Consider the following 12,184-nt stretch of genomic DNA (forward strand, 5'->3'; position numbering starts at 1 on the left):
TTTAGTCGGTTTGGGAAATAAAAAATGAAGAATAATGATTGCTTGCGCCTGAAAAATCCCCAGTCCGGTATGGCGCTGATAGAAGTCTTGGTTGCTATGCTGGTTCTGACCATCGGTATTTTGGCATTGCTGTCCGTGCAGCTGCGGACGGTCGCTTCCGTCAGGGAAGCGGAAACGCAAACCATCGTCAGCCAAATCACGCAAAACCTGATGGAAGGAATGTTGATGAATCCGACCATTGATTCGGACAGCAACAAGAAAAACTATAATCTTTACACGGGGTCGTACACCCCCACTTACTCTGGCGGCGATTTCAAGCTTAATAATTTGATAAGCAAGAAGGATTTGGCAAAGACCCAGTTGGACAGGTTCGGTTATGAATTGAAACAAGCCTTGCCGGATGCGGTAGATATTCGTTACGCTGTCTGCAAGGATTCGTCGGGTAAGGCACCGACATTGTCCGGCGGTACTTTTTCTTCAAATTGCGACGATAAGGCAAACGGGGATACTTTGATTAAAGTATTGTGGGTAAATGATTCGGCAGGGGATTCGGATATTTCCCGTACGAATCTTGAGGTGAGCGGCGACAATATCGTATATACCTATCAGGCAAGGGTCGGAGGTCGTGAATGAAACGTAAAATGCTAAACGTACCAAAAGGCGGTTATGATGGTATGAAGGGTTTTACCATTGTTGAATTTCTGGTTGCGGGCCTGCTCAGTGTGATTGTCCTGATAGCGGTCGTATCGAGTTACTTTACATCCCGGAAATTAAATGATGCGGCAAACGAGCGTCTTGCCATTCAACAGGATTTGCGGAATGCGGCAACATTGATTGTCCGCGATGCAAGAATGGCGGGGAGCTTCGGTTGTTTCAATATGTCTGAGCATACCGAAAAGGATGTTTTTTTCGGTGTGACGCAAAAAAAACCTCTTTTTTCCTTAAACTTAAAAAGGAACAGTACAAATAAACTTATCCCCATAGCGGAATCTCCAAATATCGGATATCAGGGTTTTACCCAGCGCCTTAACGCATTGATTTTCCAATACGGAATCGATGATGCTAATGCAAGCGCCGAGACTACCGTCGTCAGCAGCTGTGGCGCAATATCGAAACCGGGTAAGCAAATCCCTACTTTAGAAGATGCAAAAAAAGAATTGAAGATTCAGGATTCTGATAAGGAGCAAAATGGCAATATAGCGCGTCAAAGGCATGTGGTCAATGCCTATGCGGTCGGCAGGTTTGGCAATAATGAGGAAGGTTTGTTCCGCTTCCAATTGGATGATAAGGGCGAGTGGGGTAATCCTCAGTTGCTCGCGAAAAAGGTTAAACGTATGGATGTGCGGTATATCTATGTTTCCGGTTGTCCTGAAGATGAAGATGCCGGCAAAGAGGAACAATTCAAATATACGGGTAAATTCGACAGCTCTGTTACGCCTGCCGGGGTGGAGGTTTTATTGGATAGCGGTAGTGATGCCAAGATTGCCGCTTCTTCAGATAATATTATTTATGCTTACCGTATCAATGCGACAATACGCGGGGGAAATGTATGCGCAAACAGAACGCTTTGACAGGAATCCCGACTTCTGAGGGACAGAGGGGGTTCGCACTGTTTATCGTGCTGATGGTGATGATAGTCGTGGCCTTTTTGGTTGTAACTGCCGCCCAGTCCTACAATACCGAACAGAGGATCAGTGCCAACGAATCAGACAGGAAATTGGCTTTGTCTTTAGCCGAGGCGGCTTTGAGGGAAGGCGAATTTCAGGTTTTGGATTTGGAATATACTGCGGATAGTAAGGTTACATTTAGCGAAAACTGTGAAAACGGCCTGTGTACCGCAGTGAATGTACGGACAAATGATGCTAATGAAGAGACTTTTGACAATATCGTGGTGAAAGGCAAGCCTACCGTTGAGGCCGTGAAGCGTCCTTGCCCTGCAAAGTCTGGCAAAAATTCTGCCGGTCTGTGCATTGACAATAAAGGGATGGAATATAATAAAGGCGTGGCAGGCGTCAGCAAAATGCCGCGCTATATTATCGAATATTTAGGCGTGAAGAACGGACAAAATGTTTATCGGGTTACTGCCAAGGCTTGGGGTAAGAATGCCAATACCGTGGTCGTCCTTCAATCTTATGTAGGCAATAATGATGAGCAATAAAATGGAACAAAAAGGGTTTACATTGATTGAGATGATGATAGTTGTCACGATACTCGGCATCATCAGCGTCATTGCCATACCTTCTTATCAGAGTTATATTGAAAAAGGCTATCAGTCCCAGCTTTATACGGAGATGGTCGGTATCAACAATGTTCTCAAACAGTTTATTTTGAAAAATCCCCAGGACAATAATCAGACCATCAAGAGCAAACTGGAAATATTTGTCTCAGGCTATAAGATGAATCCGAAAATTGCCAAAAAATATAGTGTTTCGGTAAAGTTTGTCGATGCGGAAAAACCAAGGGTATACAGGTTGGTCGGTGTTCCGAACGTGGGGACGGGTTATACCTTGTCGGTATGGATGAACAGCGTGGGCGACGGATACAAATGCCGTGATGCCGCTTCGGCAAAGGCCTATAAAGAGCAGTTGTCCGGAGACGGTGGTTGTGAAGCCTTATCCAACCGTAAGAAATAGAATGGGTTTGAAGATGCCGTCTGAAAATTGGTTTTCAGACGGCATTTTTATGGGTATAGTGGATTAACAAAAATCAGGACAAGGCGGCGAAGCCGCAGACAGTACAAACAGTACGGAACCGATTCACTTGGTGCTTCAGCACCTTAGGGAATCGTTCTCTTTGAGCTAAGGCGAGGCAACGCCGTACCGGTTTTTGTTAATCCACTATACATCCCGTCATTCCCACGAAAGTGGGAATCTAGAAATTTAATGTTGCGGCACTAGCCAAAAAAACCGAAACCGAACGGACTAGATTCCCGCCTGCGCGGGAATGACGGATTTTAGGTTGGGGTCATTTATTGGAAAAAGCAGAAACCGCTCCGCCGTCATTCCCACGAAAGTGGGAATCCGGTTTTTTGAGTTTCAGTCATTTCCGATAAATTGCCTTAGCATTGAATGTCTAGATTCCCTCCTGAGCGGGAATGACGAATCCATCCGTACGGAAACCTGCACCACGTCATTCCCGCGAAAGTGGGAATCCAGGATGCAGGGTTGGGAAAACCGTGTTATCCGATAAGTTTCCGCACCGACAGGTCTAGATTCCCGCCTGCGCGGGAATGACGATTCACTATAATGTAGAGGATAAAGCATGCGCCCATATAAGAAGGCATATTGAATGCAGGCAAACCGGCTGCTTTCCGTTTTTGGATTTCGGAGAATGCCATGGCCCGGCTTTCATCACACATAAAAAGCAGCGCGGGTACGGTTTTTTTCAGCGGTATTTCTTTCATGTGCGTGGCAAGCGCCGCCCCCATCAGGATATGCCGCGAATTAATCATAAAGGTTATGGTGGCGATAAGCAGTATCGGCAGAGGTTCCGCCCACAGGTTGACCGTGGCAAATTCGGAGCCGCCGGCGAAGTTCATCCCCGTCATCAGCAGCATTTCCAGCCGGGCCATACCTTTTTGCCCGCCTGCATTCCGAGTATTAATGCCCAAGGCAAAAGCCCAATCAGCATGGGCGAACTTTCTTTGATGCCGCGTATGAATTCATCACGTGGAGAGGCTGTGTGCGTCATGTTAATGTTTATATATGAAGAGACGGGGCGGTATCATACACAGGCAGAATGTTTTTGACAGTCGAGGATGGTTTCAAAACAAAAGCAGTTTGTTGTGTTTCAGCGTAAACACGGCTTGTGTATAATCTCCAATCTTTGAAACCGGCCGTATGCAGGAGCAGGACGATGAATATTGAAGTAGAAATGAAAGTGTTGGACGAGAGGATGGCGGATTTTATCCCTGCCTATGCGACGGAGGGTTCTGCAGGTTTGGATTTGCGCGCCTGTTTGGATGAGGAAGTCGTTTTGCAGCCGGGCGGAACGTTGCTTGTGCCGACAGGTTTGGCAATTTATTTGGCGAATCCCGCATATACCGCCGTTTTGCTGCCCCGTTCCGGCTTGGGGCATAAACACGGCATTGTTTTGGGCAATTTGGTCGGCTTAATCGACTCCGATTATCAGGGAGAATTGAAGGTGTCGTTATGGAACAGAAGCAGCGAACCGTTTACTGTCAAGCCGTTCGAGCGTATCGCACAAATGGTTATCGTGCCGGTCGTACAGGCGGGCTTCAAACGTGTCGAGGAATTTGTCGGAAGCAGCCGGGGTGAGGGCGGCTTCGGCAGTACGGGTTCTCACTAAAGATATAGAATGCCGTCTGAAGGGCACGTCAGCTTCAGACGGCATATCTTCCGATATACCGATAACCGGAGAAAATCATGAATACCTTACTCAAGCAGCTCAAACCATATCCCTTTGCCCGACTGCGTGAAGCGATGCAGGGCATTTCCGCGCCTGAAGGCATGGAAGCCGTCCCACTGCATATCGGCGAACCGAAACACCCGACACCGAAAGTCATTACGGATGCGCTGACCGCCTCATTGCGCGAGTTGGAAAAATATCCGCTGACTGCGGGTCTGCCTGAATTGCGTCAGGCGTGTGCGAACTGGTTAAAACGCCGTTATGACGGCTTGACGGTCAATCCGGATAATGAAATTCTGCCGGTTTTGGGCAGTAGGGAGGCGTTGTTTTCTTTTGTTCAAACCGTGTTGAACCCTGTTTCAGACGGCCTAAAACCCGTAATCGTCAGCCCGAATCCCTTTTATCAGATTTATGAAGGTGCGACACTTTTGGGCGGCGGTGAAATCCATTTTGCCAATTGCCCCGCGCCGTCTTTCAACCCCGATTGGCGCAGTATTTCCGAAGAGGTTTGGGAACGCACCAAACTGGTGTTCGTCTGCTCGCCCAACAACCCCAGCGGCAGCGTGCCGGATTTGGACGGATGGAGAGAAGTTTTTGATTTACAGGATAAATATGGTTTCATTATTGCCTCGGATGAATGCTATTCCGAAATCTATTTCGACGGCAACAAACCTTTGGGCTGCCTGCAGGCCGCCGCACAGTCGGGGCGAAGCAGGCAAAAACTGCTTATGTTTACCAGTTTGTCCAAGCGGTCCAATGTTCCGGGCCTGCGTTCCGGTTTTGTCGCCGGCGATGCGGAGCTGCTTAAAAACTTTCTGCTTTACCGAACTTATCACGGCAGCGCAATGAGCATTCCCGTGCAGCGTGCCAGTATTGCCGCCTGGAATGACGAACAACACGTTATCGACAACCGCCGCCTGTATCAGGAAAAATTTGAGCGCGTTATTCCCATTTTGCAACAGGTATTTGACGTCAAATTACCGGATGCCTCGTTTTACATCTGGTTGAAAGTCCCCGATGGCGACGATTTGGCATTTGCACGAAATTTATGGCAAAAAGCGGCTATCCAAGTATTGCCCGGACGCTTTTTGGCGCGGGATACCGAACAGGGCAATCCCGGGGAAGGTTATGTCCGTATCGCTTTGGTTGCCGATGTCGCAACTTGTGTCAAAGCTGCGGAAACCATTGTTTCCCTATATCGGTAAAGAATAAAAAATACCGTCCGGACTTTTCCTGACGGCTTTTTTTAATACTATCAAGATGTATTTATTATAACGGTATTTACATCACAATCAATCGGCTTGCCTGAGGATGCTTTTAAATCTAAAATTCCGACGTTTGACACTATACCGAGCGGATTATGTTTTTTGTCCTTTCCCCTGCGAAAAACCTTAACGAAAAAGACCCTTGCCCTGTCAGCGAGTTTACCCAACCCGATCTTTTGGCGGAATCTGAAATCCTGATGCGCCAACTGAGGGAGCTTGCGCCGCAACAGATCGCCGAATTGATGCGCGTTTCCGACAAAATCGCACTCTTAAACGCGCAGCGTAATGCAGAATGGCACACGCCGTTTACGCCGGAAAACGCCAAACAGGCGGTCTTTATGTTCAACGGCGATGTTTACGAAGGTATGGATGCAAACACATTGAATACCAATCAAATACAATATCTGCAAAACCATGTCCGCCTGCTGTCCGGCTTGTACGGTCTTATGCGTCCACTGGATTTGATGCAGCCCTACCGCCTGGAAATGGGAACGTCCTTCGCCAATTTGCGCGGCAAGAATTTGTATGAGTTTTGGGGCGACATCATTACCAACCTTTTAAATGACACGCTTGCCCAAGCAGGCAGCAATACGCTTGTCAACCTTGCCTCACAGGAATATTTCAAGTCTGTCAATGTAAAAAAACTTCGGGCGCGGCTGATTACCCCGATATTTAAAGACGAAAAAAACGGTAAATATAAAATCATCAGTTTCTATGCCAAGCGCGCGCGAGGATTGATGGTGCGCTATGCGGCAGAACACAATATTACCGATCCTGAAATGCTGAAAAATTTTAATTACGAAGGCTACGCATTTAATGACGCGGCTTCCAATGAAAGCGAATGGGTGTTTATGCGTTCGGAACAAATAAAGTGAAAACAATAAATTAAGTATTTCCCAAAAAAAGTGCTTGGCAAAATGTATAAACTTCATTATTATTCCTACTCTTCAAGAAGACGGAAGCGTGGCAGAGCGGTTTAATGCAACGGTCTTGAAAACCGTCGAGGGTTGATAGCCCTCCGTGAGTTCGAATCTCACCGCTTCCGCCAATCCTTGAAGTCAAAAACCAAATAAAAATGAAGTAGCATAAAGCATCGGCATTTTTATTTGGTTTTACTTCATTATCGGAAACGTGGCAGAGAGGCTGAATGCAGCGGACTCGAAATCCGCTGAGGGTGCAAATCCTCCGTGGGTTCGAATCCCGCCGTTTCCGCCGCAAAGCAAAACCGCCCTGATTCAGGGCGGTTCTTTTTTGTTCAGGTTGTGTTAATTACTATATAAAAATCATCGGTTTACCCTATCATAACGCATCAAGGCAAATCATTTGCAATCTTGCGGCATCTTCTTATTGCATTTTTTTATGGTAATGTATATGGTAATTTTTGGATAAGTGGGAAATTACCATAATGGCGAAAATCATTACGCCGCTGTCGGCAAATCAGGTTAAAAATGCGAAGCCGCGCGATAAGCTGTATAAGTTGTCGGACGGCGGAGGGTTGGCTTTGTGGGTCTATCCGACGGGCAGGCGGAGTTGGAAGCTGTCGTTTATGCAGGACGGAAGGCAACAGACAATTTCGCTGGGGCGGTATCCTGATTTCTCGCTGGCTGAGGCGCGGGAATGGCGGGAGGAGGTGCGCCGAAAACGGGCACACGGGGAAAATGTCGTCAATAAGAAGGTGCGGGCGGATTTTGCTTTTGAGAAGGTGGCGCGTGATTGGTTTGTGCGTTGGTCGAAGGGGCGGTCTGAAAAGTATGCCGGACAGGTTATGCGGAATTTTGAACGGTGGGTTTTTCCGGCTATCGGCAATCTTGATATCCGTCAAGTCAGGACGGCGGACGTGGTCGGCTGCCTGCGTGTGATGGAGGCGCGCGGTATCGTTGATACGTTGCGCAAAACGAAAAACAGTCTGAAGATGGTGTTTGCGTTTGCGGTCGGTTCGGGAATGATGGACATCAACCCTGTCGCGCAAATCGGTTCGGGTGTGTTTGAACGGGTGAAAACCAAAAACATGACGGCGTTGAGTCCGTCCGAATTGCCGCGCCTGATTGATTTTTTGGAGCAGCGCAATGAATTTGCGGTTTATGCGGGCAGGGTGCATATCCATCCTGTAACGCGGTTTTGTATCTATTGGCTGCTGTTGACGATGACGCGGATTCGGGAGGCGGCGTTGATGGAGTGGTCGGAGTTGGACGGGGAGGTTTGGCGTATCCCCGCCGAACGGAAAAAGGAGCGGCGGGGGCATGATGTGCCGCTGTCGCGGGCGATGCGGTGGGTGTTGGATCAGGCGCGGGGGCTGAATGTGAACGGGCGGTTTGTGTTTGAAAGTGTGAATTTTCAAGGGCATATCAATAAGGAAAGTCCGCACGTGGCGATGCGGCGGTCGGGGCTGGATACGACGGCGCACGGTTTGCGCTCGCTTGCGCGTACTTATTTGCGCGAGGTTCTGAAGGTGTATAATGATGTGGCGGAAAAGCTGCTTGCCCATTCGTTGGGGACGAGGACGCAAACGGCTTACAACCGCTCGGAGCTTTGGGAGGAGCGTAAGGATGCGCCGGAACGGTGGGGGAATGATGTTTTGAGGCTTGCCGACAACGGAAAATGATTTTTTTGTGTGTTTTGCGTTATGTGGAAATGTAGATAAGAAAGCTGTTTCCGCATTATGTGAAAACGCCCTAATCGGGCGTTTTTTTATTGCTGCAACCCTAATGCTTCCAAAACTTCGCGGGTGTCCCATACGGGGGATGCGAGGGAGGTTCAGACGGCACGGTATCCGTCCGTCTTTTTCCATACGCAGCAGTGTCGAGTTTGAAATGGGGTGGTTGCGGCAGGTTGCGTAGGCAATCAGTTCGCGGATGGTCGGGCGGTCTATCCTTGCGCCCGGTTTGGTGATGTTCATTTTTTTACTCTCCTGTTCGGTTTAATCTTGCGCCGTTTTTACGGCTCTGTCGTTTGTCTGCCTATTTCTTCTTCCCGATTTTTTTATATCGCAACAAGCTTTCCGGCGGGAAGAATATGTCAAAGTCTGTTTTCAAATCGGGACTGACGATGTCGGCGGCAATCACGCCGTAGCCGGTGGCAAAGCTGTCGCCATCAGCGTTATGAATAACTATATGCCCGCTTTTGATTAGAATAACGCGGCCGAATCCGGATTTCCGGATTCCGCCTTTTTTCGGGGCGGTTGCAAATGCCAGTGTTTCCATCCGCCCTTGTACGTCGGAAGACTCCATTGCTTCGCCGACCGCTTTTTTGACGGGCGTTTATTGAATACTTCGTATTCCATGTCTTCAATCCTCTTTCCGTTGATTCCGATTTGTCCGGGTTTCCGCTTTTTTACGGCTTGGCATGCGGCAATTGCGTCTTTCATATTCGGCATATCCTTTCCCCAATCCGCCGAAGTTTCCGCATCCGCCGCCGTCTCGATTCATGTTTGCCCTCCGATTTGTTTTACGAAGCCCGTACCGTTCACGGCATAGTGTAACTTCACTTGCTTACCCGATTCCATTCCTCGGGTTAATGCCTCATATTCCATTTTTGACCCTTGTAGGATTGACGATTTCGCATCTCTTGTCCTTGCTTCGGCCATATCCGGATATTCTTTCTTTTTGTATCCGTCCATAATGGCTTTTTCTTCATCTGACATCTCAAATTTTTTGACTGTTTCCCAAGCGCTCGCAATCCAACCGCCGCAAAATCGGTCGGCAAGATAAGTTCTGTGCGAGGGCTTTCCCGCCCGGCAGGTTTTCAAAAATTTGCGGCGGTCGGCGGAAATCTGACGATAGACTACATCAAAGGCATAGGCTGAGGTTTCCGCTCGATTTCCAATGCCGTAAAACATCATTGTTTTCCCGCGTTGGTAAGATTTGCACCCGAATATATCGGCAATCATATTTGCAACGCCCCATTGCCAGCCTGCCAATTTAAAAGCCATTTTCCGATCGGCTTTCTGTTCGGAGACTTTTGATAAGGCGATATCCTCGGCATTTACTTTGTACTTTTCCATTAAAGCCTGCGCCTGCCTTAACGCCTGTGCGGCTTCATGTTCATTTGCCGACCGACCCAAAGCCAAACATTTCTTGATTTTGTCTAAGACTTTCTCTTTATCCATATTAAACCCTTTAATTTGTCCGGTATTTTAATTTCGCACCCTTGCCCATTCGTCTTTCGCTTTGCTTTCGATTCGGTCGGGCCATTCGGCTAGGGCTGATACGCTTACGAACTCGGGGCTTTTTTTGTTTCCGCCTGCCGAGATTACCGGCCGCGGCAGGGTAGTTTTGCAACAAGGCTTTGCAGGCTTCGGGCTGTATCTCCACGGCGTGAAATTCAGACGGCTTAATATACCGTTCAAGCTGCCTGCTTCCTGCCGCGCCGTCAAATACGCCCGGATGTTCGCCGCAGTATCGGCGGACTTTGGCGGCAACCAGCCGCATCATGATGCCGCACGTCAGGGCTTCGTCTTCCGATACCTTTGCGCCCGACAACATCCGGGCGATGTTTTCTTTTTGCGCTTTTGACCGGGCGGACAGCCGGTTCCGGTCAACGTTTTTTACTGTTCCCGCGCGTTTGACGGCGCGTTCCTGCCGCGTTGATTCCTTCGCCGCGCGTTTGGCGGCAAGCATCTGTTTTGCCGTCGGTTTTGTTGCTACTGTTTGCATTTTGTTTTCTCGATTTTTTGATGCCGTTCTCTCAATGCCCAATCATAAAGCTGTATCTCTCACGGGGTCGCCGAATTTAAATTGATAGTTCATGTCTTGTTCCATTAATATCAAACGCAATCTTCAAACACCTCAATTACATTTTTTAAATCGCTAATACCATAATTTATTACATCCTTTAGAAATTCCAAAGAGGTATCCGCTTCGTCTGCTTTATCCCTAATTTCGTCTATATAACCCTCTAACGATTCAGGCTCTTTTAATGCTTCTTTGCATAAGTTATCTATTACCCTTAATGCGTTTTTTACATCTTCCAAATAGCTCATTTTTTGCTCCTTAACTCAAAATGGGATGCTGTCGTCAACATCTTCTACGGTTTATCTAATCTGCAAATTCTTCCGCCCTTCAATCTTCGCGCCTGCTACTTGCCGACCGCTTTCAATCGCTTTTCTGATGGCGGTTTTGTCCGGTTCGGTTTTGACGGCCTCACGCATAAATTCGGCGGGGATTTGTGCTTCGTCTAAGATCACGACGGCTTCGGATTTGCGGAACGAGGCTTTAAAAGTGCCGTCGTCCGCTTTGATTTCGGTAATGCCCGCCGCCTGCATATTGCGCGCCAAGTAGTCTTTCAGGCTTTGATTCCGCGCTTTTGCCGCCTTGAGCTTCCCGGTCATCCGCCCGATATGCTCTTCAAGCATTTTTTCCGTGATTTCTTGGTTTTTAATATAAGCGATAACGGATTGCGCTTTGACCTCGAACTGCCCGATAACGGCTTCCAGCGTGTCTTCGCGCTCGGTTTCGCTGTCGAAGTAGTAATCAAGCGCCGCCTGTACGTCTGCCGCGCACCGGTAGAGTGTGAGGGCGGTCATTGTGCCCCTCCCTCATATTCGGCAACCGCTTCGCCAAGCGCGGCGTGTATGGCGTATGCCTGTTCGATGTTGATGAATAGGTCGTCGCTGCCGATGGTGATGTTGATGTATCCCTGTTCGGGATTGGCGGCGGCGCCAATGGTTTTCCCGTCCCATTGGGTCAGGTCGATGTTTGCCATTTTTTTGTTTCCTTTCTCTGTTGCCGTCCGAAGCAGTTGCAAACTAAAAATCGACTACTGCTTCAGAGTGCGGGGCCCGCCCGCAGGGCGCGGCGTTTGTTTGCGGTTTTCCGTCCGGTTTTACGCCCTGACGGCGGGCTTAATTAAAAGGGATGTCGTCCTCGATGTCTTCGGCAGGCGCGGCATTGCCTTGGGGGTGTTCCGTCTGCCCTTCCGCCGCTTGGGCCTGTTTCTGCGGCGGCGCCGGCGGTTGGCGGCCGTTTACGGCTTCGGCATATTCCGGGCTTTTGGCAATCTGCTCCCTCAGTTTCTCGTTCAGGAGGCCGTAATTCGCCCAATCGGGGTCTGACAGGTCGAAGGCAAAAACGGCGTTGTCCGGCTGTTTCGGGGTGTAGCTCTTCATCTTGTTGCTGATGGCGGAAATGTTGGCATAGGTGGTTTTGCCGTCGCTGCTTTCTTGGTGGGCGATACTCAACAGGCAGGGCTTGCCCAAAATATTGCGCAAATCGAAGTTGTCGCGTTCTTCCGGTGTAAAGTCCCTTCCGCGCCAGCTTTTGAGGTCTGTTGCCAGTTGGCTTTTGCTGTGCAGGCTGGCGGTGTACCGGCGGCTGATGAGGTAGGGCCTGCCGTCCGGCATCAGCATTTCCGGATCGCCTTCCGGGTCGATTTCCCACTGCACTAAAATCTTGTGCTGCCGCTTTTGTTCGTTTTGGTACTCGACGAGCTGCGTACCCAAATCGATGATGCGGATGCAGGTGGCGTGATGGCTGCCTGCCGGGCATGGTTTGAAATTGCTTTCGTCTTTCACACTTAAAATCAATGACATTTTCGGTCTCCTGTTAAAGGTCGTT

Annotated in this window: 14 protein-coding genes, 2 tRNA genes and 2 pseudogenes; 10 read left to right on the forward strand and 8 right to left on the reverse strand. The window is 48.9% G+C overall.

Features of this window, described 5'->3' with window-relative positions:
• Positions 1-24 precede the first annotated feature (24 nt).
• The 4 genes from pilV to HT085_RS02710 are packed head-to-tail and all read left to right on the forward strand — an operon-like array spanning position 25 to position 2,633.
• Positions 25-633, forward strand: a complete 609-nt coding sequence (gene pilV / locus HT085_RS02695) for a type IV pilus modification protein PilV (protein WP_003690898.1) — start codon at positions 25-27, stop codon at positions 631-633.
• The gene (locus HT085_RS02700; RefSeq protein WP_003690899.1) at positions 630-1,571 is read left to right on the forward strand and encodes a PilW family protein; all 942 of its coding nucleotides are present in this window, start codon (positions 630-632) and stop codon (positions 1,569-1,571) included. The genes pilV and HT085_RS02700 overlap by 4 nt, the downstream gene beginning before the upstream one ends.
• A complete protein-coding gene (locus HT085_RS02705; protein WP_003690900.1) occupies positions 1,550-2,158 on the forward strand; it encodes a pilus assembly PilX family protein in 609 nt (202 codons plus the stop codon). The genes HT085_RS02700 and HT085_RS02705 overlap by 22 nt, the downstream gene beginning before the upstream one ends.
• 1 nt (position 2,159) lies before the next feature.
• A complete protein-coding gene (locus HT085_RS02710; RefSeq protein WP_025455782.1) occupies positions 2,160-2,633 on the forward strand; it encodes a PilX family type IV pilin in 474 nt (157 codons plus the stop codon).
• Positions 2,634-3,244: 611 nt separating this feature from the next.
• Here HT085_RS02710 and HT085_RS02715 read toward each other — a convergent pair.
• Positions 3,245-3,690, reverse strand: a pseudogene (locus HT085_RS02715) (AzlC family ABC transporter permease); the annotation flags it as partial.
• Between the two features lie 165 nt (positions 3,691-3,855).
• Between HT085_RS02715 and dut the strand changes: the two are divergent.
• From dut to HT085_RS02745, 6 genes are all read left to right on the forward strand, one after another.
• Complete coding sequence (dut, locus tag HT085_RS02720) at positions 3,856-4,308, forward strand: dUTP diphosphatase (protein ID WP_003690909.1); 453 nt, start codon at positions 3,856-3,858, stop codon at positions 4,306-4,308.
• A 77-nt stretch (positions 4,309-4,385) separates the two neighbouring features.
• Positions 4,386-5,573, forward strand: coding sequence for a succinyldiaminopimelate transaminase (gene dapC / locus HT085_RS02725; RefSeq protein ID WP_003690911.1), 1,188 nt, complete (start codon positions 4,386-4,388; stop codon positions 5,571-5,573).
• 155 nt (positions 5,574-5,728) lie between these two features.
• Positions 5,729-6,508, forward strand: coding sequence for a peroxide stress protein YaaA (yaaA, locus tag HT085_RS02730; RefSeq protein WP_003690913.1), 780 nt, complete (start codon positions 5,729-5,731; stop codon positions 6,506-6,508).
• A gap of 82 nt (positions 6,509-6,590) precedes the next feature.
• Positions 6,591-6,681 (forward strand) — tRNA-Ser (locus HT085_RS02735).
• A 77-nt stretch (positions 6,682-6,758) separates the two neighbouring features.
• Positions 6,759-6,845, forward strand: a tRNA-Ser gene (locus HT085_RS02740).
• A gap of 193 nt (positions 6,846-7,038) precedes the next feature.
• Positions 7,039-8,235 (forward strand): tyrosine-type recombinase/integrase, encoded by a 1,197-nt coding sequence (locus tag HT085_RS02745; protein ID WP_003704323.1) that lies wholly within the window; start codon positions 7,039-7,041, stop codon positions 8,233-8,235.
• A gap of 355 nt (positions 8,236-8,590) precedes the next feature.
• Here HT085_RS02745 and HT085_RS02750 read toward each other — a convergent pair whose 3' ends face one another.
• The 7 genes and pseudogenes from HT085_RS02750 to HT085_RS02780 all read right to left on the reverse strand — a co-directional run bounded on the left by HT085_RS02750 (position 8,591) and on the right by HT085_RS02780 (position 12,159).
• On the reverse strand, positions 8,591-8,860 hold the full coding sequence (locus HT085_RS02750) for a hypothetical protein (RefSeq protein WP_003687928.1): 270 nt from the start codon (positions 8,858-8,860) through the stop codon (positions 8,591-8,593).
• A gap of 194 nt (positions 8,861-9,054) precedes the next feature.
• Positions 9,055-9,738: a DUF2786 domain-containing protein gene (locus tag HT085_RS02755; RefSeq protein ID WP_003687929.1), complete on the reverse strand. Its 684-nt coding sequence runs from the start codon at positions 9,736-9,738 to the stop codon at positions 9,055-9,057.
• A gap of 280 nt (positions 9,739-10,018) precedes the next feature.
• Positions 10,019-10,285: pseudogene (locus tag HT085_RS12125) on the reverse strand (hypothetical protein); the annotation flags it as partial.
• Between the two features lie 110 nt (positions 10,286-10,395).
• A complete protein-coding gene (locus HT085_RS02765) occupies positions 10,396-10,611 on the reverse strand; it encodes a hypothetical protein (RefSeq protein WP_003691538.1) in 216 nt (71 codons plus the stop codon).
• Between the two features lie 51 nt (positions 10,612-10,662).
• Complete coding sequence (locus tag HT085_RS02770; RefSeq protein ID WP_003691537.1) at positions 10,663-11,154, reverse strand: siphovirus Gp157 family protein; 492 nt, start codon at positions 11,152-11,154, stop codon at positions 10,663-10,665.
• Positions 11,151-11,333: a hypothetical protein gene (locus HT085_RS02775; protein ID WP_003691535.1), complete on the reverse strand. Its 183-nt coding sequence runs from the start codon at positions 11,331-11,333 to the stop codon at positions 11,151-11,153. Before HT085_RS02775 ends, HT085_RS02770 begins: the two co-directional genes overlap by 4 nt.
• Positions 11,334-11,472: 139 nt before the next feature.
• A complete protein-coding gene (locus tag HT085_RS02780; RefSeq protein WP_003691532.1) occupies positions 11,473-12,159 on the reverse strand; it encodes a phage replication initiation protein, NGO0469 family in 687 nt (228 codons plus the stop codon).
• Between the last annotated feature and the right edge of the window lie 25 nt (positions 12,160-12,184).

This window comes from Neisseria gonorrhoeae (assembly GCF_013030075.1).
GTDB classification, from domain to species: Bacteria; Pseudomonadota; Gammaproteobacteria; order Burkholderiales; family Neisseriaceae; genus Neisseria; species Neisseria gonorrhoeae.

Bases quoted from the DNA above. Each gene is read 5' to 3' on its own strand.
- dapC (WP_003690911.1), top strand. From the start codon at position 4,386: ATGAATACCTTACTCAAGCAGCTCAAACCATATCCCTTTGCCCGACTG.
- HT085_RS02705 (WP_003690900.1), top strand. From the start codon at position 1,550: ATGCGCAAACAGAACGCTTTGACAGGAATCCCGACTTCTGAGGGACAG.
- yaaA (WP_003690913.1), top strand. From the start codon at position 5,729: ATGTTTTTTGTCCTTTCCCCTGCGAAAAACCTTAACGAAAAAGACCCT.
- HT085_RS02775 (WP_003691535.1), bottom strand. From the start codon at position 11,333: ATGGCAAACATCGACCTGACCCAATGGGACGGGAAAACCATTGGCGCC.
- HT085_RS02750 (WP_003687928.1), bottom strand. From the start codon at position 8,860: ATGGAGTCTTCCGACGTACAAGGGCGGATGGAAACACTGGCATTTGCA.
- HT085_RS02710 (WP_025455782.1), top strand. From the start codon at position 2,160: ATGGAACAAAAAGGGTTTACATTGATTGAGATGATGATAGTTGTCACG.
- HT085_RS02745 (WP_003704323.1), top strand. From the start codon at position 7,039: ATGGCGAAAATCATTACGCCGCTGTCGGCAAATCAGGTTAAAAATGCG.
- HT085_RS02755 (WP_003687929.1), bottom strand. From the start codon at position 9,738: ATGGATAAAGAGAAAGTCTTAGACAAAATCAAGAAATGTTTGGCTTTG.
- HT085_RS02770 (WP_003691537.1), bottom strand. From the start codon at position 11,154: ATGACCGCCCTCACACTCTACCGGTGCGCGGCAGACGTACAGGCGGCG.
- pilV (WP_003690898.1), top strand. From the start codon at position 25: ATGAAGAATAATGATTGCTTGCGCCTGAAAAATCCCCAGTCCGGTATG.
- dut (WP_003690909.1), top strand. From the start codon at position 3,856: ATGAATATTGAAGTAGAAATGAAAGTGTTGGACGAGAGGATGGCGGAT.
- HT085_RS02700 (WP_003690899.1), top strand. From the start codon at position 630: ATGAAACGTAAAATGCTAAACGTACCAAAAGGCGGTTATGATGGTATG.
- HT085_RS02765 (WP_003691538.1), bottom strand. From the start codon at position 10,611: ATGAGCTATTTGGAAGATGTAAAAAACGCATTAAGGGTAATAGATAAC.
- HT085_RS02780 (WP_003691532.1), bottom strand. From the start codon at position 12,159: ATGTCATTGATTTTAAGTGTGAAAGACGAAAGCAATTTCAAACCATGC.